This is a genomic window from Paenibacillus doosanensis (assembly GCF_025060755.1).
GTDB lineage: Bacteria > Bacillota > Bacilli > Paenibacillales > NBRC-103111 > Paenibacillus_S > Paenibacillus_S doosanensis.
In genome coordinates, this window is the sequence record NZ_JANYUY010000007.1 from 135408 (window position 1) to 154953 (window position 19546).

A 19546-nucleotide genomic window follows, 5' to 3' on the forward strand; every position below is an offset into this window, starting at 1 on the left:
AATAATGAATTATTTTCTGGGGATTGATTTGGGAACTTCCGCCGTCAAATGTATTCTCGTCAGCGGCCAAGGACAAGTGAAAGCCAGCCACAGCACGGAATATCCGCTGCTGCAGCCGCAGCCGGGATGGGCCGAGCAGCATCCGGAGGACTGGTGGACGGGGACCGCGGAATGCATCCGCCGCCTGCTGGAGAAAAGCGGCGTTCAGGGAAGCGAAGTTGCCGGTATCGGCTTGTCCGGGCAAATGCACGGCTCCGTCTTCCTCGATCGGCAGAGGCGGGTCGTTCGGCCCGCCCTGCTGTGGTGCGACCAGCGCACGGCCGCCGAATGCGAATGGATCGAGGAGACCGTCGGTGCCGAAGAGCTCGGCCGGCTAACGGGCAACAAGGCGCTGACCGGTTTCACCGCGCCTAAGGTGATTTGGCTGCGCAACCACGAGCCGGAGCATTACGCGCGGACCGCTCATCTGATGCTGCCGAAGGATTATGTCCGCCTGCAGCTTACGGGCGAGTTCGGCATGGATATGGCCGATGCGAGCGGCACGCTGCTGCTGGATGTGGCGAACCGCCGCTGGTCGCCCGAGGTCGCAGAGCGGCTTGGCATTCCGATGGAATGGCTGCCGCCGCTCTACGAGAGCAACGCCGTGGCCGGGCATCTGCTCCCGGCGGCGGCGGAGCTGACCGGACTGGCGCCGGGCACGCCAGTCGTTGCCGGAGGCGGCGACCAAGCCTGCGGCGCGGTCGGCGTCGGGGTCGTGCAGCAGGGCATCGCCTCCGTGGCCCTGGGCACTTCCGGTGTCGTCTTCGTTCACGACGACACGTATCAAGCGGACGCGGAGTGCAGACTGCACTCCTTCTGCCACGGGGTGCCCGGCAAGTGGCACCGGATGGGCGTCATGCTGGCGGCCGGAGGCTCGTTCCAGTGGTGGAGAAACCACTTCGCTCACGAAGAGCTGGAGCTCGCCCGCAAGGAAGGCCGCGACGCGTACGAGTACCTCACCGAGCTGGCGCAAACCGCTCCTCTAGGCAGCGAAGGGCTGCTGTTCATGCCGTATTTGACCGGCGAACGCACCCCTCATCCCGATCCGAAGGCGCGCGGTGGTTTCATCGGCCTGAACCTGCGCCATACAAAGGCGCATTTGACGCGGGCCGTGCTCGAAGGGATCACCTTCGGACTGCGCGACTCGCTGGAGCTGGTCAAAGCCTCCGGCATCGAGATCAACGAGCTTCGCGTCAATGGAGGCGGAGCGCGCAGCCTATTCTGGCGGCAAATGATCGCCGACATTTTCGGTTATCCCGTCGTAACCGTCAATTCGACGGACGGCCCTGCCTACGGCGCCGCCGTTATGGCCGCCTCCGGCGTGCTGGATGAGGACATCAGCGGGCTCTGCAATCGCTGGATTCAGGTAGTCGACCGGGTGGAGCCGAATCCGGAAAGCCGGCGCGAGTACGAGCGCTACTACAGCATATACCGCTCTTTGTACCCTACCTTGAAGTCGACGCTGCACCAATTAACCGACCTCGCTTCCTCCTAACCTAATGCCCGTACGAAGAGCCCCTGAGAAGCGAAATCCGCTTCTTTCAGGGGCTTCTTTGTCTAGAGAACAAATCCCCCAAAAGCCATCCATGCCGCTACGCGGCACCACAGACAATGGAAATGGGGTACCAAGAGTAATTTCCAGGGTAGTGACGTGATGCTCAGAAGCTTATTCCGTCCGCATTCAGCCTAAGCTGGATCGGCGTCTAACCCTTCCTCTGGGATCGTTCTATGGGTAGACATTCCTTTCGGGGGAGCACCCGGATATCCACAGGATATGGCTGCGCATCATTTCCTAATCAACAAAAAAAAGCCTGTCAGGAAGAATATTCCCAAACAGGCTCTACTGTGCAGTTAACTTCGTTAAATACAAAAAACCCGCAAATGCCGTCCGATTTAGTGTTTCAAACCCGCTCTCGCAGGTGGGTGTCCGCAGAATCGTTTTTGAAGTCCCTTTTCGAGGGCAGGTCAGCCGCGATTCAATGTAGGTCTCCCAAGAAACAGTCATTGGTTCAAAACAACTTAAAACCGAAACGTACATCGCAGGATTTTGTTGTACACTCATTATATGATCTTCTGCGCAGAAAGTAAACCTCGCTTTTGCAGAACATCTTCCCACCGAATTCAATTATTGCTTGCTTGGGTTAGTATTCCCTTCTTCGTCCCGTTGATTCATCCGGTCACGTTCGGAAATGTCTTCCCCGGGGGCTCGTCCTTCTTGCAAGGAACGGACATCGTCCTGAGCGGTTTCCTCCGCTTCCGTTTGCTGCTCCTCCGACGCTTCCGCTTCCTTCTCGGCCAGCTCCTGCTGCTTCGCCTGCAAACGGCCGAAAATCGTATTGAAATGCCAGAACGAAATGACCGCGATAATGCTTCCCATAAAGAAAGGAATCAGAAAAGTAAACTTCGTTAAGCTGAAGTAAATGACAACCCCGTTCAGCACAATCATCGAAACGGAACGCACAGGATGTCCGATCGAAATAAGCACGGCATTTTTAATAATTTGCAGCAGCTTCATGTGTAAGTGGGATAATATGGAAAAGAAATGAAAGAACGAAACGCTGAGCAGCACTGTAAGCGTCAACACCAAATATCTGAGAACGCCTAAGCCGCCCGTTTTTCCATTATAGTAATAAAAATTCGCCGCGATAATGATACCGAATACCAAGTAAATCAAACCGCCCAGCATAGCTTGCTTGAAATTTTCCTTATATCCGCGGAAAAACGTTTTGAACAACGGCACATCCTCTTCACCCGTAAGCCATTTGCGCGCCACGGAGAACATAGCCGCCGTCGACGGGAACAAGGTGAACGGCGAGACGATACCGCATAGCCACAGCATCGAATAAAACTGGTTCAGCGTATCGTCCACTTGCAGCGACATCAGGCCGAACAGAGCAAGAATGAAAAACGGCAATGCGCATATCACCCATAACACATTTATGACGGATAATCGCATAATCCATTCCGAGATGCGGTAAAAGCCCCCCATGATCCCTCTAAATTCCAATAAAAACCCTCCTTAAACTTCTGCATGCTTGCAAAATTATGCTCTTCCTTCTATTATAGCCTATTTTTAACCAACTAGGTAGGTGTCTATGCGCAATTAGCCTCTAGACATATGTTATAGTATCACCCGGAAACGCTACAAGTAAAGGAGGTAAGCAGCCATGTCTTGCGGAGCTAACTTCTGGACTTCCACTGGAACGATCCTCGTTCTGTTCATCCTGCTCGTCATTGTACTTCAAGGCTGTCTCTATTAATATAGGCCGCGTTCGGCCGTCACATTATTTTCCTGTTCATTAAAAAAAGGTGGAGTTCTCCTCGCGGAAAGCTCCACCTTATTTGCATTAGTTTTTGACCAGTTCCTCGTTGCTGCGGGAGGAAGTCGAACGATTGAAGCCGCGGTCGCGGTTGTAATCGCGTCCGCCTTCACGTCCACGGTTATAATCTCTTCCGCCGTCACGACGCGGAGGTCTCGATCCGGAACGATCGCGGTCGTACGATCTTCCGCCTTCGCCGCGGCGTGCGCCGCCTGCCGTACCGTAAGGGCCCGAAGGTCTGCGGCCGGAGCTGCGTACGTCCGGTCTTCTTTTCTTGGCACGCAACGGCTCTTCCGGAGTCAGTTCGATCTCGACTTCCTTCTTGTCGCCTGTCAGCAGCTTCAGTGCGGAAGCAAGCAGGTGCACGGAATCGTGCTGCTCCAGCAATTGGATCGCCAAGCCTTTATATTCGTTGTGCTCGTCTTTTTGCAACACTTCAAGAATGCGTTCAGCCGTCATCTTCTGCTTGCCTTCGATCGCTTCGGCCAGACTTGGCATCGGCTTTCTTGCAATTTTATGACGGGTGATTTTCTCAATGAAATACAGATGATCGATTTCTCTAGGCGTTACGAACGTGTAAGCTGCTCCTTCTTTACCTGCGCGGCCCGTCCGGCCGATCCGGTGAACATAGCTCTCCGGATCTTGAGGCAAGTCGAAGTTGATAACGTGAGTTACGCCGGATACGTCCAGACCGCGAGCCGCTACGTCGGTAGCTACCAGCACGTCGATGCTGCCGTCGCGGAATTTGCGCATAACGTTGTCGCGTTGGTTCTGCGACAGATCGCCGTGCAATCCTTCCGCCGTATATCCGCGTTTTTGCAGGGCTTCCGCCAATTCGTCAACCCGGCGTTTCGTCCGTCCGAAGATGATCGCCAGCTCCGGAGCTTCCATGTCGATCAAGCGGCACAGCGCTTCGAATTTTTGTCTTTCGTGAAGCTCGATGTACGATTGGTCGATAAGCGGAGCGCTGACTTGCTTAGGAATAACCGATACATGCTCCGGATTGCGCAGGAATTGCTGCGCGAGCCGTTGAATGTTAACCGGCATCGTTGCCGAGAACAGCATCGTTTGACGCTCATCCGGTACGAGCTTAAGGATCGATTGGATATCTTCCATAAAGCCCATATCCAGCATTTCGTCCGCTTCGTCCAAAATAACCGTCTGCACGTCGTCGAGCTTGATCGTTTTGCGGTTGATATGGTCAAGCAGACGTCCCGGAGTACCGATGATGATTTGCGGTCTTTTTTTCAAAGCGCGAATTTGTTTCACGATATCTTGACCGCCGTAAATCGGCAGGGAGCGGATTCCTTTGAATCTGCCGAGCTTCTCGATTTCTTCGGCCACCTGAATGGCCAATTCGCGGGTAGGACACATGATCAAAGCGACGATCTTCTCTTCCTTCACGTCGATTTTGTTCACGAGCGGAATGCCGAATGCCGCCGTTTTTCCCGTACCGGTTTGGGCTTGCCCGATCAAGTCGCGATTTTCCATGGCAATAGGCATCGCTTTTTCTTGAATCGGTGTCGATTCTTCAAAGCCCATCTCCGTGATAGCTCGCAGTACTTTTGGCTCTAAGCCGAATTCGTTGAAAGTTTTCAAATGATTTCAATCTCCTTTTACATTAGGGGGTTTATTTGTATTTACCCTTAAGTGCGACTCCTATATCCTTTTATTGTATCTGCAAAATGCGTCCGAAGCATTCGTATTTAAATACGCAAGGCCGTACTTAAGAATATCTTTAGTATTATACCACAAACGGAAATGATATTCCAGAAATTTCAGCAGTGAAACCTTCACTTCCGCTTTATCGTATATAATATGTATAATATGAATGAAAAGATTACGCTCCGAACATATATGCAAAGGAGAATTTGCCATGTCGATTTGGAAAAGAGTCGGTTCCATTATTAAAAGCAACAAGGAAGAGGCGCCCGTCAAGGCGACCAATCCGATCGAAGATACCCAGGTAGGCGATATCGTTAACGTCGATTTGGAAGAATACGTCGTCTCCGGCAAGCTCATTTATTTCGACAGAGGCTTCCCGCCGCACCGGTTCGCCTATTACTTGCAGAACGGCAGCTCGATCTCCTGCTTGCTTGTCGAGAAAGGCCGCACCTACGAATGCTTCCTATGCCATTTTGTCGAAGGCGCGCTGGACAGTCCGCACGACGTTCCGACCGAGCTCGACGTAGACGGCGAATTGACCTATAATCTGGAAAATCACCGCAGCGACCTGGTCCGCGCCGAAGGCAACACCGATTTCCGCGGCAATGACGACGTCATGATCTGGCGCTATTTCGGACCCGAAGGCCGCTACTTCTTCCTGCAATGGCAGGACGGCAAATTCGTTGCGATGGAGGGCGAGAAGACGCCGGCAGGGCAAATCAAGTTTATGAAAGGCAGCCGCTGATCCGGCGGCAGCTTCGTCTCTTAACAAGAAGCGAGCGCAAGCTTGCAATTCATATGGAGGTGATTGAGCGATGAGAACAACGCTTATCGGTTTCTTCTCCCGGCTGAGCGCCCGCTTGAAGCGGAAGTTCGAAACGCCGATGGAAGCACAGCCCGCCGAGTCCGGCAGCTTGCCATCGCCCCGATATTCTTATCCGGTGAAGAAGCGCTCGATGCAGCTGCTCTCCGTTATGCTCGTCGTAGCGCTGATCGCAGGCTGCGGCAACGCCAGCAATTATGTCAAAGATCATTATTCGTTAATCGACGTTCAAGGCCAAGGGAAAAATACGGCGAAAATTTATTCGGTCGAAGGCAAAGACGTGCCTGCGGTTGCCAAGGAATTGGCCTCGCAGGAGAAGCCGAAGGAAACGAGCAAGGAATCGCAAGATCAAATGTTCCTTGTGTACGACAATAAAATCATCAACGTTCAGAAAGATCCGGACAATGCCGGCAATACGCTGGTTGAGCTCGATACCGTGGAGTATGCCAAAGAGCATTACGATTCTTCGTTCCTGCAAGGCTACGTAGCCGCGTCGCTGCTGCAGTCGCTGTTCGGCGGCGGATGGTTTAACGGCAGCCGGGGCAGCTCGGATTACAAGGGGTACACGACCAGCAAGCGGTACGACGATTACGGCAAATACCAGGCGGCCCCGTCTGCTTCCGGTTCCGGATCGACGAGCTCCCCTTCCACCACGGATCGCAAGGGAAGCTTCAGCACCGGCAGCAAGTCGACGCCGTCCACGGGCTCTACGTCCAATAGCGGCAGCTCGGGCAGTTCCAGCAGCTCAAGCAGCTCTAGCTCGATACGCAAAAACGACGGTTCGACTCCGACTTACAAGACGCCGAGTTCAAGCTCCAAATCGAAGCCGAGCACAAGCTCCCGCTCCGGTTCGTTCAAGCGGAAATAAGCGGCGCTTCGCCTCCCAAGCATTGCTCCCCTGACGGGGAGCAATGCTTTTTCAGTTATTTATTTGACTGAAATCGGACGATAATCCTCATACTGTTACTAAAATGATCCGTACTTTTGATGGAGGAATCGTCCGATGGTCTATCAATGGGTCCGCTCCGTTATTATCGTTATTCTCGGGTCCGCTCTCGTTTCAGTCAGCTTCAATATGTTCTTAATTCCCCATCAGCTGTTAAGCGGAGGGTTATCCGGCATTTCGATGATTATCGGCTATTTTACCGGCTGGAATATCGCGTTGCTTTACTTTATCTTCAACCTGCCCGTCATCGTATGGGGCTTGATGCTAATCGGGCGCAAATTCATCGTCCTGAGCGTGGTTTCCGTCATCATGACGACATGGTTTATGGACATATTCCCGCATCGCCCCCTCGCCCAGAACGAGATCTTGGCGGCCGTCACCGGCGGCGTATTGATCGGCATCGGCACCGGTATCAGTATGCGGGCCGGAGGCTCTACCGGCGGATTTGACATTATCGGCTCGATCATTACCCAGAAACGCGACTTTCCGCTCGGGACCGCGCTGTTCGTGTTGAACGGCATCGTCATCGTTACCCTCGGCTACTATAAGGACAATTGGGATCTTGCTCTCTTCTCGATGCTGTCCATTTTTATTACCGGCAAAGTTCTCGATACGATCCATACCCGCCATCTGAAAGTGACGGTATTCATCGTGACGCGGCATACCGAGGCGCTGCTTGAAGAGCTGCTCAAAATCCAGCGCGGCGTCACCGTCCTCTCGACGGAAGGCGCCTATACGAAGCATCCGCAAAAAATGCTGATGACGGTAACGACCCGCTACGAGCTGGAAGAGCTGCGGCATCTGATCCTCCGCACGGCGCCGGACGCCTTCGTCAACATCGTGGAAACGATAGGCATTATGGGCCAATTCCGCCGCGGATAATTGCGGCGAATCCGCAAAATATCCCATATGTTTTTTTATAAAATATGTTATAATGGTGGGAGTAATTTCATTTCATATCCTCATGCTTTACCTGTGTTACTCACGTAAGTCATGCCTGATCTTCTCTAACAGATGACGAGGAAGGGTGATGCTTGTGGAAACAGTAAAGTTATCGACGATTGTTATGAGATTGACTCCCGAGTTGTATCCTTTTCTTAAGCGGTCCGAACTCGACTTTGAGATTGTGCTGCGCAACGGGCTTGAAGCGTTGGAAGCGGAGGATGCGATGGAAATTATTCAATACAGCATTTCCGAAAACCAAAAAGACGCCTTGCTCCACTAGGGCGTCTTTATTTTTTTGTGCCGATGCGGAAAAAATTTGTGGTTTCGTAATAATTTTTTGTTATTTTTGTTTTAATTAATGGTATGATAGACATAATACTAGAAAACGGAGGTGGAACCCTAAATGGGCGCCTTATCACCATGGCATATTATCCTGATCGCTCTCGTCGCTTTACTGCTGTTCGGACCGAACAAGCTGCCTGAGCTCGGTCGCGGTTTCGGTAAAATGTTCCGCGAATTTAAAGACGCTACGACCGGCAACGGCTCCTCTGGCTCGAATGACGAACCTCCGGTTCAAAAGAAAGAATTGGTTTCTGCGGAAGCTCAGCCTTCCCAGCATGACAACGTAAACCAAAATGCACCGAAGTAGCCTGCGGCCTTCTCCGGTGCTTCATCGTGTATGAGAACCATCCGACGTCAAAGTCCGGATGGTTTTTTTTGACATTTTCGCAATAGCTTTAGAAGCCTGGTGAAAAAAGAGCGGAGGGGCCATTTGAATCTGGAAAAGCGTGAGCGTTCGCCTTTGAAAACGGATTCTCTCCACAGAAAAACGAAAAAACAATCCAAAGAATCCGTTTTCAACAACGATTGGAGGATCAAATGGACGCCGCAGCGGACTTTTTCACCACCCTTTTAGAGCACCGCGTCGCTTTTGGGCACTTGCTGCTTCTTGCCGCGCATATACGCATGCGTGCCGAACAGAAGAACCGCCGCTGCGGCCGTCATGACCGCTCCGAAATGGTACATTGCCTGCCCGCCCCAAGCATCCTTTATCACTCCTCCTACGAAGCCTCCCGTAATCCCGGCCAGCCCGAGGAATACCGCCGACAGCATCGCTTGCCCCGTAGAGCGCATCGATTCGGGAACCAAGCGGACGGCATACTGCACGGCAACGATCCAGAACACCGCAAAGGTCACCGAGTGCATAAGCTGCAGCGCTATCAGCGCGGCCGGATCGGAGACCCATCCGTACAGCAGCCAGCGCACCGTATACAGCACCGCTACGATACCGAGCAGCGCCAATTCATGGAAACGATGCAAGTATCTGCTGAGCAAAGCAAAGGTCGGAATTTCCCCCATCGCCGCGAGAGCCCAGGCCCAGCCTGCCATGGAATCGCTTGCACCGAGATCCTTCAAGTACAGCACGAACAGCCCGTCGTTCATCCGGTGAGGAACGGTGAGCACAAACACGAGAAATAAGAACCATAAAAAAGGACCGTTTTTGAGAACACTAGTAACAGCGGTAAAGGAAATACGCTGGCCGCTTCCCTTATCGTCCTTCAAAAATAACAAGAGCGCAAACGGCAGCACCCAGACGGACCAATACAGCCAAGGGATATGCTCTATGCCTCCGAGCAGCTTTAGCGCCAAACCCGCCGTCATCGCCATCAAAGTAAAGCCGATCGACCCCCACATGCGCACGGACCCGTAGGCGATCCCAGCTCGAAGCGTCGTCTTGATCGTCATACTGTCCAGAAGCGGTGCGGAGGACAACATGAAAAAGTAAATGAGCAGCATAAAGAGGAACGACCACGCGTAGCCGTCGGCGGCGAATATCCCTGCGCTGGATGCCACCGTGAGCGCCCACAGCCCTCCGATAATTAGCTTGAGCGTGTTGTAGCGGTCGCTTAAATATCCCCATAGGGGCTGGGCGAATATGGCGACGAACGGCCCGAACATCATCAAGAGGCCGATCTGCGAAGAGGAGTAGCCTTTGAGGCCGAAGTAAATCGGCAAGAAGGGCATAAGAACCGCGGTTGTGGCGTAGTAGGAGAAGGTGAGCCCGCGAAGCGTCCAAATCTGTTTGTTCATAGCACCGGTCCTTTTTTTGGCATAATGACAGACTGCACCGAAAATTCAACAAAATGCGCCAAAGTTCTCTATTAACCTATCGACTCTTTTATTATAATGAAAGATATGATTCTGGCAAGGAGAGATGCGGCAACATGGAACTTTTATTAGCTTCGCTTCTGATGGTGGCTAGCCAGGTCGGAGGAGACCACCCGGACGTCAGCTTCGACCAGCTCGTTCAGGCGTCTCTCGACTCGAAAAACGCGGTCGTTCAGCAAGCCGCCGGCGACTACTTGAGACCCGCGGACAAACAAGACCCGCAGAAGGACGCTCCCAAAGTGAAAGGCGTCTATGTGACCGCCAATAGCGCAGGCGGCTCCCGCCTGAATACGCTGCTGCAGCTGATGGACGAGACGGAGCTGAATTCCATGGTCATCGACGTGAAGGACGATTGGGGCTATATCACCTACGATACCGGCAACCCGGAGCTCGCGGCCATGGACACGACGCAAAAAATCATCCGCGACATGCCCAAGCTCATCGGCACGCTGCAGGAGCATCAGGTGTATCCGATCGCGCGAATCGTCGTCTTCAAGGACACGGTGCTGGCCAAGAAGCATCCCGAGCTTTCCTTCCTTAACCCGGACGGAAGCCTCTGGGGCAACGGGAAAGCGACGCCGGACAGCTTCGTTAACCCGTATAAAAAAGAAGTGTGGGACTACAATGTAGCGATCGCCAAGGAAGCCGCCAAAGCCGGCTTCAAGGAAATTCAGTTCGACTACGTGCGCTTTCCCGAAGGCTTCGAGAAACGGGCGGATATTTTACAATATGACAAGGACGAACGTTCGAGAATTCAGGCGGTCGCCGAATTTGTGAAATATGCCCGCGAGCAGCTCGCTCCGCTCGGCGTGCGGGTGTCGGTGGACATCTTCGGCTACGCGGCTTCGGTGCCGGCGGCGGAAGGAATCGGCCAGGATTTCGAGAAAATTTCCGAAAATGTGGACGTTATTTCGCCGATGATTTATCCGAGCCATTACAGCACCGGCTGGTTCGGCGCCAAGGTTCCCGACGCGGAGCCGTACGTAACGATTAACGGAGCGGTAAAGGATACGATCAAGAAGCTCGAGCCGATCAGCGATATAAAGCCGATCGTCCGGCCGTGGATTCAAGATTTCACCGCCTCCTGGGTTCAAGGCTACATCAAATACGGCAAGCATGAGGTGGACGAGCAGATTCGCGCTCTGAAGGATAACGGCGTCGATGAGTTTCTGCTTTGGAACGCAGTCAATACGTATACGCCGAACGTCGATTACAAATAAACCTTGAGAATACCGTCTACCCCCATCGTTTCGACGATGTCCGGGCCGCGGCCAAAAACAATACCCCTGGGGAACGAACCTTCTTCCCAGGGGTATTTGCGTTAAATAACGATAAATAATGCCGATTATAAGTTCGGGATTTGCCAATCGATCGGCTCCAGACCGATGCTCGTCAGGAAACCGTTCGCCTTGGAAAACGGCTTGCTGCCGAAGAAGCCGCGATGCGCCGATAACGGGCTCGGATGCGGCGAACGAAGCACATGATGCTGCGGATTCGTAATCAGCTGCATTTTGGCCTGGGCATGGCTGCCCCACAATATAAAGACGATGGGCTGCTCTCTTAAGTTCAAATGGTAGATGACCCGGTCCGTAAACCGTTCCCAGCCTTTGCCTTTATGCGAATTCGGCGTCGCTTCCCTAACGGTCAGCACCGTGTTAAGCATGAGGACGCCCTGCTCCGCCCAGCGAACCAAATACCCGTTATTCGGAACGAAGCAGCCGAGATCGTCGCGCAGCTCCTTGAACATGTTCTGCAGCGACGGCGGCGCAGGCACGCCGGGCTTGACGGAGAAGCTGAGCCCGTGCGCCTGGCCCGCACCGTGATACGGGTCCTGACCGAGAATGACGACCTTCACGTCCGCATAAGAGGTCAGATGCAGCGCATTGAAAATGTCATGCATATTCGGATAAACCGTTCTCGTACGGTACTCTCCCTTGAGAAACTCCCGCAGTTCCTTGTAATACGGCTGTTCAAACTCTTCGGCAAGCAGGGGCTGCCAGTCGTTGTGCAAAATAGACATAACTTCCGTTCACTCCAAAGTCTTGTTAATCATTTCCGAAACGTCTTGACCATACCGACAAAATAATTCAGCGTACGCTCCGCCCGATCCTTCGTCTTCTGATCCGCAGGCGCCCCATCAGCGGTAAACGTGCGCTGTTCTCCGCTGATCGAGATCCATTCCGGGCAGTTAATGCCGTGCACGTTGCGCACGATCGTCTGAAGCTGCTGCAGCGAGCTGATGCCGACCGCGCCGCCGGACGAGCTTACGGACAGAACGACTTTGCCGTCAAAATGGTCGAAGCCTACATGGTCCAGCGCGTTTTTCAACACGCCGCTAGGCGCGCCATGGTATTCCGGCGTAGCCAATACGATGCCGTCCGCCGCTTTCAGCGTCTCTTTCATATACTGCAAATTTTTATTGTCGGACTCGATATCGGGGCTATAGAACGGAATTTGCAGCTCATTCAAATCAAGCAAGGTCACTTCGCATTCCTTCGTTTCCAGTACGCTCCCGATATAACGGCAAAGCTGCGTGCTTGTAGCTTGCTTGCGGTTGCTTCCCGCTAAAATGGCAATTTTCATCTGAGTTGGCTCCTTTTTCACTTTACATACATAGTAGTATACAATGTTTTGATAGTCAACCGATCATCAGGCCTATTTTTGCCCGGCGCCGCTTTCCGGCGCATGCCAGCTAAACGCCGCTATTGCGGCAGGATCGTTTCGATAACGTAACCGGAGCCTTTTACCGCGCGTTTCTTCTCGATAATGCTCGCCTCCACGACTTCCGGATTACGGATAAAATGACGCACTAGCTGCTCCTCCAAATAATCGAACGCTTGTGCGTCGTTCTCGGCGAGCAGCGTCACATAAACCTTCTGATCCTTCAATTCGACTTCCAGCTTGTACAAATACATAAGATAAGCCCTCCCGGAGCGCGTCGTTTTGCTTGGATAAAGGGGTAAAGCCCGCGTTTCTAATGGTAACAGAATCCGGCGCGCTTGCATACTTTTTCCGCTTTTCGTTACAATGGAGCTGCTTGACGATTCGTGAAAGGAGATGCATCCTATGCTGTCCATTGGCCAGCCGGCCCCTTCGTTCGAGGCGCAAAGCACGCTGGGTCCCATACGGCTCGGTGACGTATTGGGGAAACGCCCTATCGTTCTTATTTTCTACCCTAAGGACGAAACCCCGGTTTGCACCAAGCAATTATGCGCCGTGCGCGATTCCAAGTCGCAATACGCCGAATACGACGCTCTCGTGCTGGGCGTCAATCCCGGGTCGCTGGAGGAGCACCGTCAATTTTCGCAAAAATTCATGTATGATTTTCCGCTTGTTTCGGATGCGGACGAACGCATACGCAAGCTGTATGACGTCGGCAAAGTGCTATTTTTCATTCAGCAGCGGATCGTCTACGTCATCAACCGCTCCGGCATCATCGTGTACGCCCAAAAAGGTAACAGGCCTACCTCGGAAATATTGGCCGCGCTGCAAGCCGATCGGGATTGAGCCAAGTTTGAGAAAAAACGTCCGGCCTGCAGCGGCCGGACGTTTTTTTAACAGACAATAGGGCCCGCGTCTTTCGGCTGCGGATACGAAAACCGGCGGCTCCTTCCAAGCCGGTCTGGTTCCGGGTTCTTATGCTATGCCCAATCGGCAATCTTGTCCGTTTCTACGAAGCCGCCTATAACGATTATTGGGACAGACGCTTGGTCAGCTCGTAAAGATCCATGTTAAATTCTTTTTTCGTATTGACGACGAGATCGATATCGGTTGTCACCAGCTCGCCTTTAATAACGCCGCAGCCCTTGCCGGATTCGCCCTCGATCAGCTTGCGTACCGCAAAATCGCCCAGCTTGCTGGCAAGAATGCGGTCATTGTGCGTCGGCGCGCCGCCGCGTTGAATATGTCCGAGCACCGTAACGCGAGGCTCGATGCCGTTGCGCTTCATAATCTCGTTGGCGATATCCTCGCCTCTGCCTACGCCTTCGGCTACAACAACGATACTGTGGCGTTTGCCTTGGCCGAAGTTGCCCGTCATCCGCTGCGCCACTTCATCCAGATCGTACGGCACCTCCGGAACGAGAATCGTTTCGGCGCCGCTGGCAAGGCCCGCATACAGCGCGATGTCGCCGCAGTGGCGGCCCATAACTTCCACGACAGAGGAACGCTCGTGGGAGCTCATCGTGTCGCGCAGCTTGTTGATCGCGTCAACGACGATGCTGACCGCCGTATCGAAGCCGATCGTACAATCGGTGAACGGGATGTCGTTATCGATCGTGCCCGGCAGACCCATAGTCTTGATGCCGAGCTTGCTCAGCTTGTTCGCGCCTTGATAAGAGCCGTCGCCGCCGATGACGACAAGGCCGTCGATGCCTCTTTTGCGCAGATTTTCCGCACCCAGCTGCTGGCCTTCGAGCGTCGTAAATTCTTTACATCGCGCCGTCTGCAAAATCGTGCCGCCGCGCTGAATGATATCGCCTACGCTGCGCAAATCCATCTCTCTAATATCGTCGTTGATAAGACCGGCATAGCCGCGCTGTACCCCGAATACTTCCAAACCGTGAAACAACCCGCTGCGCACGACCGCGCGAACCGCCGCATTCATTCCTTGCGAATCTCCGCCGCTTGTCAAAACGGCAATTCTTTTAATAGACATGTAAGGTTTCCTCCTAAGCTTTATGCGCTCCCCTGCTTGGGGAATTATGATGTTTTACGAATCCAGACGCTGTTAATAAAGAAGAAAATCCGTGTCAGCGGACTGCCCTTCATCAGCTCCCGCGAAACTTGCTTCACTTGTTTTTGCTTGCTAACCTTAGGGTCGGACAAATACAGCGCGAGCAAACCTTCGATAATCATGCGGTGAAACGCGGGGTGCTCCAGCAGGTTCGCTTTGTTCCTTGCTTCCAGTACGATAGCGGCTATTCGTTCCACGGTTTGATCCATGTCGCGGTAATAGCTGCAAAAATTGAGATCGCCGCCGATTTCGTCTTCCTCTTGGTCGATCAAATAGTCGAGCAATATATGCAATCCGCAAATGTACGGGAAATAAGCGTCGTGAATCGGCGCAACGGCATCCTCGTTCAGACTCGGATTCGACGCCGCCAGAAATAGCATAAATACGCCCAGGGTCGAGCCGGTCGCCGCCGCAAACTCATTCCAGCTTATGGCCTGAAACCGGGATTCGTGCCTGCTCCACCATGCAAGCAGCGCCTCCTCCCGAAGCTCGTGGCGTATATGCTTGTACACCTGTAAATCGCAATATAAGCCTACCAGCTGCCTGACGTGATCCGCTACGAGCGGATACGACGGAAGCAGCTTTAAGCTGGCTTGACACGTCTTGACGAGCCCGTTCAAGTAACCGCCGTCCTCCTGCTCTGCGCGAAGCGAATAATAATCGTGCAGAGGCTCGGCCGGATCGACGGCATCGAGCATCGACTGGTGGAGCATGCGGAAATCGTTCGGGTCCATGGATGTGCTCCGGTCACACAGATTGTCCAAATAGTCGCTGATCGTTTGAAAAGCGACGATGAGCGGTATCAGCACATGGCGCATCTCCAAATTGGCCGCGGCATAAACAGCCCCGCCCTCACAGTGAAACTGCTTGCTCGTCATGCTGTCGATAGCTTGCTTCCTAAGCTCGCGATCGGGAATCGCCTCGGCAATGGAACGCCAATAACGCAGTTGTTCGCGAACTTCGGGCAGCACGTACCGGTATACCCGCATCATCAACTGAATGGAATTGCCGGGGACTAGCGGCATCCGTCGATCCTCAAAACTCAAGCGAACTCCCTCCGGTCTGTTGAAACGAATATTGCAGCAGCAGCTTGATCTCCATCCATTGCAGCTCCGCCAGGAGAGCTTCGGCCGCTTCATCCTGATAAACGGTCACCTGCTGCTCCACCGCATCCGTGAACAGCCCCGGATTCCATACCGGACTCGTCATCAACTGGTCCAGCCGCCCTCTGAGCGCGGCGCTGCCGATGCGGTCCGGATCGTAAGAAATCTGCGCGAGCTTGCCGATCAGCAGGCCGTAGGCCGGATGAGCGCCCGCCATGCGAAACCAATATTTCGCGTTGCTGTAGTCGCCTTCCATCCGGTGCATGACGCCGTGCCAGTAGCTGCCGGTAGCATTATCGATGCTCTGTGACAGCGTGTGGGACTTGTCGAGGCTTTCATTTAACAAATGCAAGCCCGCTTTGACCGCGGAAGCATAAGGAAGCTGATCCGCATTCAATTCGCCGCAAGGCATCTTCGCTATGCGAATATCGAGCAGCTCATCCCATTCTTCCATAGGATAAAGGGAAGGCTGGTGCTCCTTGAGCGCGTTCCACAGCCTGTTTACCGATTCCGTCCATGTCATAGCCTGATCACCTCATCTCTGCCGAAAACTCATAACCTTTATTATATTACAAAGCGGGTTCCATGCCCATCTATTTTGCTATTTTACCATATAAGAACGATTTTCTTCACTATGCCGATGAGATCGGCGGCATCCCGCCCGGAGCTTCTTAATGATGCGCCGCCGAAGGAGCAATATCCTGATTCACCCTAAACCACAGATGCAGCTCATTGATCGTTCCCGCGAGCTCGGCGATTTCGCTGTTTAACTGGCAGGAAATCTTGAAATTATCCTCGACGTCCAGTTGGCCCTGCTTGCGGATAATGATTTTCTCCAGCCGCTTCACCTGATCGGGGATTGTCCCCCGTATTTCCTCCCACCGAAGCAGAATTTCGGCCCGCTCCCAATCGGAATACTCTTCCCATTCTTTCTCCAGATGAGGCAGCGGGATACCAAGACGCTCGTCTTGTAAAAATGTCCATGTCATGGATCATTCCGCCTTTCTATATAGCGCTCTTTTTCATGTCTACATTACTGTACCATGAAGCCGCGATGCTCTGCCAGTAGGAGCGCAAATTTTCCGCTCTGACGGAGCAATTTGTGTGTTATACTAGGTTTCATGATTTGTTAACGTTAAACATAAAAACTAGGAGTCTGTTATGAGTAGCCACCGAGAAACGAGAGTATCGTTCAAACAATTGTTCGCCTTTTTCATCCCGCTCGGGATTTCGGCCAGCCTTGTCACGATCTCTCACGTCATTATTAACAGCACGCTGGCCCGCTCGGCGAGCCCCGAGATCATTATCGCCAGCTACGCCCTGCCGCTCAGCATTCTCGGCATTACCGAGAGGCCGGCCGTTCTGATGCGTCAAACCTGCTCCGCCCTGGTCCGCGACCGGGTATCCTTCCGAGCCATGTCGGCGATCAGCTGGTACATACTGGCCTGCGTCATGCTGCTTGGCGCCCTGATCTGCTACACTCCCATAGGCAAATGGGTGTTTTTGCATTTTTTCGGCGTGGAAACCGCCCTCCTGCAGCCGATGATCGAAGTGTATCAAGTGCTGATGTTCGTCAGCATTTTTTCGGGGCTCCGCTGCTTGTATCACGGCATTATTATTTTCAATATGCGGACGAAATGGCTGACGATCGGCATGGTCATCCGCCTCATCTCCATGTACCTGCTGTCGCTTTATTTTATTCATACCGGGGTTGACAGCGGCCGGGTAGGCGCCATCATCTTCTTGACGGGCATGGTCGTCGAGGCGGCGGTCAGCGTATGGGAGGGGCGCTCGCTGCTGAAGCAAATTCCCGAGAAGAAGCCGGATCATCCGATCGAAAAGCCGCGGCAAATTTTTCAATTTTACCGGCCGCTGCTCTATTCTTCGGTTATCGCGGTCGTGATCGGGCCTTCCGTCAACGCGTTTCTCGGCAAAACGATGGATTTTCAGCTCTCCGTCGCCGCGTTCGCGATTGCGGGCAGCCTGATGAACCTCGTGCAAAGCTTTTTCTCGTATATTCACCAGATCGTGCTGAACTTTTACCGGAAAGACGCGCGTACCGTTATGAGGTTTACGCTGACGCTCGCCTTTATTCCGACGCTGCTGATCGCGCTGCTCTCCTACACGCCGCTCGGGCCCTTATTCATGCAGAACGTGATGGGCGTGAACGAGAGGCTGATGACGGCCAGTCTCGATACGCTGCGCGTCTTTATGATAACGACCCTCGTGTTCCCTTGGCTCGATTTCGGCAACGGCATGATTATGCTGCGGGGAGAGACGAAGGTGATGGTTTGGTCGCAGGCGGCCAACGTGACGGTAACCTTAGTTTCCCTCGTGCTCTGCGTCTTCTGGAGCCCGGGCTGGAACGGCATGGTCGGCGCTCTTGCCCAATCGCTGGGGGTAGCCGCGGAAGCGGCCGTCGTCTGGTTCGTGCTGAGGGAAACGATGAAATCAAGCAATAAAACGCCGTTTCAGGCTACATTCAAATCATAGAATCGAGTGAGTGATCCGAGTGGAAAGTGCATCTCAGCCCCGGCAGCCGCGGTTTGCCGTGCAGCGGGGCTTTACGTTTTCGTTCTATATGACGACCGCCGTCATCGTCTCCTTCTTCCCGCTATACTTTCAATCGATCGGCTACTCGACCGTGCAGATCGGTCTGCTGTATTCGATCGGCCCGATGATCGGCATCGTCTCCAATCTGTTCTGGGGCGTCGTCAGCGACAAGCTGAGCACCGTCCGCAAAATTCTGATCGGCATCCTGGCCGGCCAGTTCCTGCTCGCGCTGCTGCTGTTCCATACGTCCCATTTCGGGCTGCTCATGCTGCTGATGGCGCTGTTCTTCTTCTTCCAATCGCCGACCAGCTCGCTGAACGACAGCTTGACGCTTCTGAGCATCAGCGGCACGAACAAAAGCTACGCTTCGTTTCGCGTCTGGGGCTCGACCGGCTTCGCCTTCGCCTCGCTCGCGTTCGGCCTGCTGCTGAAGCAGCAGGGCTCCGGCTTAACGGTGTTCTTATGCCTCGGTTCGATCGGCTTGTCCTTCCTGCTGTCGTTCTTTCTGACCGATGCCGGAAGCGGCGCCCGCAAGAAGCCGGAGCTGCGCGGCATGATCCAAGTGATCGGGTCGAGGCCGTTTCTGCTGTTTCTGCTGACCGTTATCGTCGTCTCCATCGCCCACCGGTTCAACGACGGGTTTCTGGCTCTGTTCCTGCAGCGGATCGGAGCGGACTCGTCGCTGGTCGGGTGGTCCTGGATGGTGTCCGCCGTCAGCGAAATCCCTACCTTCTTTTTGCTGAGCAAGTACGGGCATCGCTATAAGGAGCTTCCGCTCCTCGCCGTATGCGGAGTCGTCTATTTCATCCGCTTCGCGCTGATGAGCCGGGTCGACAATCCGCTCTGGGTCATCGCCATTCAGGCGATGCACAGCATCTCGTTCGGCATCTTCTTCTTCACCGCCGTCCGTTATATTCAGAACGTCGTGCCCGATGAATACCGATCCACCGGACAAGCCGTGTTCGCCGTCTGCTGGTCGGGCATAGCGGGCTTGATCAGCGGCACGCTCGGCGGCTGGCTGTTCCGCGACTTCGGGCCCCATATGATGTACGGGGTCGGCGCCTGCCTGTCCCTGCTCGCGGTGGCCGGTTTCCTGCTGCTGCACTATTGTCAAAGAAAAGCGTAAACACTTTAAAAGGGTGGTCAACACGTTCGCTGCGGTACCCATTTGATCTTCCAATCGCTCTTGTCCCCGGATTTCTTGAATAATTAACCCTTGAATGGGTTGAAATCCGGGGACAAAGGCAA

The 19546-nt window shown here is 53.7% G+C and carries 21 protein-coding genes and 1 other RNA gene; 11 read left to right on the forward strand and 11 right to left on the reverse strand.

Annotated elements, in window-relative coordinates:
• The first annotated feature begins 4 nt into the window (after positions 1 to 4).
• A complete protein-coding gene (gene xylB, locus N0M98_RS08340) occupies positions 5 to 1534 on the forward strand; it encodes a xylulokinase (protein WP_249864904.1) in 1530 nt (509 codons plus the stop codon).
• A gap of 373 nt (positions 1535 to 1907) precedes the next feature.
• Here the strand turns inward: xylB and ssrS are convergent.
• Together ssrS and N0M98_RS08350 are read right to left on the reverse strand one after the other, a co-directional pair.
• Positions 1908 to 2088, reverse strand: a non-coding RNA gene (ssrS, locus tag N0M98_RS08345) — 6S RNA.
• A 76-nt stretch (positions 2089 to 2164) separates the two neighbouring features.
• Positions 2165 to 3046, reverse strand: a complete 882-nt coding sequence (locus N0M98_RS08350) for a YesL family protein (protein ID WP_259617526.1) — start codon at positions 3044 to 3046, stop codon at positions 2165 to 2167.
• A 160-nt stretch (positions 3047 to 3206) separates the two neighbouring features.
• On the opposite strand from N0M98_RS08350, the gene N0M98_RS08355 reads away from it, so the two are divergent.
• Complete coding sequence (locus tag N0M98_RS08355) at positions 3207 to 3299, forward strand: YjcZ family sporulation protein (protein WP_249864906.1); 93 nt, start codon at positions 3207 to 3209, stop codon at positions 3297 to 3299.
• 87 nt (positions 3300 to 3386) lie between these two features.
• Here N0M98_RS08355 and cshA read toward each other — a convergent pair whose 3' ends face one another.
• The gene (gene cshA / locus N0M98_RS08360; protein ID WP_259617527.1) at positions 3387 to 4958 is read right to left on the reverse strand and encodes a degradosome RNA helicase CshA; all 1572 of its coding nucleotides are present in this window, start codon (positions 4956 to 4958) and stop codon (positions 3387 to 3389) included.
• Between the two features lie 277 nt (positions 4959 to 5235).
• On the opposite strand from cshA, the gene N0M98_RS08365 reads away from it, so the two are divergent.
• The 5 genes from N0M98_RS08365 to tatA all read left to right on the forward strand — a co-directional run bounded on the left by N0M98_RS08365 (position 5236) and on the right by tatA (position 8387).
• Positions 5236 to 5769: a DUF4178 domain-containing protein gene (locus tag N0M98_RS08365; protein WP_249864908.1), complete on the forward strand. Its 534-nt coding sequence runs from the start codon at positions 5236 to 5238 to the stop codon at positions 5767 to 5769.
• Positions 5770 to 5839: 70 nt separating this feature from the next.
• Positions 5840 to 6715 carry a DUF4247 domain-containing protein gene (locus N0M98_RS08370; RefSeq protein ID WP_259617528.1) on the forward strand — a complete coding sequence of 292 codons (876 nt, stop codon included), beginning with the start codon at positions 5840 to 5842 and terminating at the stop codon, positions 6713 to 6715.
• A 135-nt stretch (positions 6716 to 6850) separates the two neighbouring features.
• Positions 6851 to 7675, forward strand: a complete 825-nt coding sequence (locus N0M98_RS08375) for a YitT family protein (RefSeq protein WP_259617529.1) — start codon at positions 6851 to 6853, stop codon at positions 7673 to 7675.
• Between the two features lie 148 nt (positions 7676 to 7823).
• Complete coding sequence (locus N0M98_RS08380; protein WP_249864911.1) at positions 7824 to 8018, forward strand: hypothetical protein; 195 nt, start codon at positions 7824 to 7826, stop codon at positions 8016 to 8018.
• 123 nt (positions 8019 to 8141) lie between these two features.
• The gene (gene tatA, locus N0M98_RS08385; protein WP_249864912.1) at positions 8142 to 8387 is read left to right on the forward strand and encodes a twin-arginine translocase TatA/TatE family subunit; all 246 of its coding nucleotides are present in this window, start codon (positions 8142 to 8144) and stop codon (positions 8385 to 8387) included.
• 263 nt (positions 8388 to 8650) lie between these two features.
• Here the strand turns inward: tatA and N0M98_RS08390 are convergent, their stop codons facing one another.
• Entirely contained in the window at positions 8651 to 9829 is a 1179-nt protein-coding gene (locus N0M98_RS08390) for an MFS transporter (protein ID WP_259617530.1), read from the reverse strand.
• Between the two features lie 134 nt (positions 9830 to 9963).
• Between N0M98_RS08390 and N0M98_RS08395 the strand changes: the two genes are divergently transcribed.
• Positions 9964 to 11127, forward strand: a complete 1164-nt coding sequence (locus N0M98_RS08395; RefSeq protein WP_249864914.1) for a putative glycoside hydrolase — start codon at positions 9964 to 9966, stop codon at positions 11125 to 11127.
• A 125-nt stretch (positions 11128 to 11252) separates the two neighbouring features.
• On the opposite strand, the gene N0M98_RS08400 is transcribed toward N0M98_RS08395, so the two are convergent.
• The 3 genes from N0M98_RS08400 to N0M98_RS08410 form a co-directional block, all read right to left on the reverse strand.
• Positions 11253 to 11927, reverse strand: a complete 675-nt coding sequence (locus tag N0M98_RS08400; RefSeq protein WP_249864915.1) for a uracil-DNA glycosylase — start codon at positions 11925 to 11927, stop codon at positions 11253 to 11255.
• Positions 11928 to 11956: 29 nt separating this feature from the next.
• On the reverse strand, positions 11957 to 12490 hold the full coding sequence (locus tag N0M98_RS08405) for an NADPH-dependent FMN reductase (protein ID WP_249864916.1): 534 nt from the start codon (positions 12488 to 12490) through the stop codon (positions 11957 to 11959).
• 119 nt (positions 12491 to 12609) lie between these two features.
• On the reverse strand, positions 12610 to 12822 hold the full coding sequence (locus N0M98_RS08410) for a DUF3906 family protein (protein ID WP_249864917.1): 213 nt from the start codon (positions 12820 to 12822) through the stop codon (positions 12610 to 12612).
• Between the two features lie 151 nt (positions 12823 to 12973).
• Here N0M98_RS08410 and N0M98_RS08415 point away from each other — a divergent pair, with 151 nt between their 5' ends.
• Positions 12974 to 13414 carry a peroxiredoxin gene (locus N0M98_RS08415; protein WP_259617531.1) on the forward strand — a complete coding sequence of 147 codons (441 nt, stop codon included), beginning with the start codon at positions 12974 to 12976 and terminating at the stop codon, positions 13412 to 13414.
• Between the two features lie 184 nt (positions 13415 to 13598).
• On the opposite strand, the gene pfkA is transcribed toward N0M98_RS08415, so the two are convergent.
• The 4 genes from pfkA to N0M98_RS08435 all read right to left on the reverse strand — a co-directional run bounded on the left by pfkA (position 13599) and on the right by N0M98_RS08435 (position 16734).
• A complete protein-coding gene (gene pfkA / locus N0M98_RS08420) occupies positions 13599 to 14564 on the reverse strand; it encodes a 6-phosphofructokinase (RefSeq protein WP_259617532.1) in 966 nt (321 codons plus the stop codon).
• Positions 14565 to 14608: 44 nt separating this feature from the next.
• Positions 14609 to 15634, reverse strand: a complete 1026-nt coding sequence (locus N0M98_RS08425; protein WP_259617558.1) for a tetraprenyl-beta-curcumene synthase family protein — start codon at positions 15632 to 15634, stop codon at positions 14609 to 14611.
• A gap of 43 nt (positions 15635 to 15677) precedes the next feature.
• Positions 15678 to 16268 carry a hypothetical protein gene (locus tag N0M98_RS08430; protein WP_259617533.1) on the reverse strand — a complete coding sequence of 197 codons (591 nt, stop codon included), beginning with the start codon at positions 16266 to 16268 and terminating at the stop codon, positions 15678 to 15680.
• Positions 16269 to 16416: 148 nt separating this feature from the next.
• Complete coding sequence (locus N0M98_RS08435) at positions 16417 to 16734, reverse strand: hypothetical protein (RefSeq protein ID WP_259617534.1); 318 nt, start codon at positions 16732 to 16734, stop codon at positions 16417 to 16419.
• Between the two features lie 172 nt (positions 16735 to 16906).
• Between N0M98_RS08435 and N0M98_RS08440 the strand changes: the two genes are divergently transcribed.
• Together N0M98_RS08440 and N0M98_RS08445 are read left to right on the forward strand one after the other, a co-directional pair.
• Positions 16907 to 18238 carry a multi antimicrobial extrusion protein MatE gene (locus N0M98_RS08440; RefSeq protein ID WP_259617535.1) on the forward strand — a complete coding sequence of 444 codons (1332 nt, stop codon included), beginning with the start codon at positions 16907 to 16909 and terminating at the stop codon, positions 18236 to 18238.
• 19 nt (positions 18239 to 18257) lie between these two features.
• Positions 18258 to 19424: an MFS transporter gene (locus tag N0M98_RS08445; protein ID WP_259617536.1), complete on the forward strand. Its 1167-nt coding sequence runs from the start codon at positions 18258 to 18260 to the stop codon at positions 19422 to 19424.
• The last annotated feature ends 122 nt before the right edge of the window (positions 19425 to 19546 follow it).

Bases quoted from the DNA above. Each gene is read 5' to 3' on its own strand.
- xylB (WP_249864904.1), top strand. From the start codon at position 5: ATGAATTATTTTCTGGGGATTGATTTGGGAACTTCCGCCGTCAAATGT.
- N0M98_RS08355 (WP_249864906.1), top strand. From the start codon at position 3,207: ATGTCTTGCGGAGCTAACTTCTGGACTTCCACTGGAACGATCCTCGTT.
- N0M98_RS08365 (WP_249864908.1), top strand. From the start codon at position 5,236: ATGTCGATTTGGAAAAGAGTCGGTTCCATTATTAAAAGCAACAAGGAA.
- N0M98_RS08370 (WP_259617528.1), top strand. From the start codon at position 5,840: ATGAGAACAACGCTTATCGGTTTCTTCTCCCGGCTGAGCGCCCGCTTG.
- N0M98_RS08375 (WP_259617529.1), top strand. From the start codon at position 6,851: ATGGTCTATCAATGGGTCCGCTCCGTTATTATCGTTATTCTCGGGTCC.
- N0M98_RS08380 (WP_249864911.1), top strand. From the start codon at position 7,824: ATGCTTGTGGAAACAGTAAAGTTATCGACGATTGTTATGAGATTGACT.
- tatA (WP_249864912.1), top strand. From the start codon at position 8,142: ATGGGCGCCTTATCACCATGGCATATTATCCTGATCGCTCTCGTCGCT.
- N0M98_RS08390 (WP_259617530.1), bottom strand. From the start codon at position 9,829: ATGAACAAACAGATTTGGACGCTTCGCGGGCTCACCTTCTCCTACTAC.
- N0M98_RS08395 (WP_249864914.1), top strand. From the start codon at position 9,964: ATGGAACTTTTATTAGCTTCGCTTCTGATGGTGGCTAGCCAGGTCGGA.
- N0M98_RS08400 (WP_249864915.1), bottom strand. From the start codon at position 11,927: ATGTCTATTTTGCACAACGACTGGCAGCCCCTGCTTGCCGAAGAGTTT.
- N0M98_RS08405 (WP_249864916.1), bottom strand. From the start codon at position 12,490: ATGAAAATTGCCATTTTAGCGGGAAGCAACCGCAAGCAAGCTACAAGC.
- N0M98_RS08410 (WP_249864917.1), bottom strand. From the start codon at position 12,822: ATGTATTTGTACAAGCTGGAAGTCGAATTGAAGGATCAGAAGGTTTAT.
- N0M98_RS08415 (WP_259617531.1), top strand. From the start codon at position 12,974: ATGCTGTCCATTGGCCAGCCGGCCCCTTCGTTCGAGGCGCAAAGCACG.
- pfkA (WP_259617532.1), bottom strand. From the start codon at position 14,564: ATGTCTATTAAAAGAATTGCCGTTTTGACAAGCGGCGGAGATTCGCAA.
- N0M98_RS08425 (WP_259617558.1), bottom strand. From the start codon at position 15,634: ATGATGCGGGTATACCGGTACGTGCTGCCCGAAGTTCGCGAACAACTG.
- N0M98_RS08430 (WP_259617533.1), bottom strand. From the start codon at position 16,268: ATGACATGGACGGAATCGGTAAACAGGCTGTGGAACGCGCTCAAGGAG.
- N0M98_RS08435 (WP_259617534.1), bottom strand. From the start codon at position 16,734: ATGACATGGACATTTTTACAAGACGAGCGTCTTGGTATCCCGCTGCCT.
- N0M98_RS08440 (WP_259617535.1), top strand. From the start codon at position 16,907: ATGAGTAGCCACCGAGAAACGAGAGTATCGTTCAAACAATTGTTCGCC.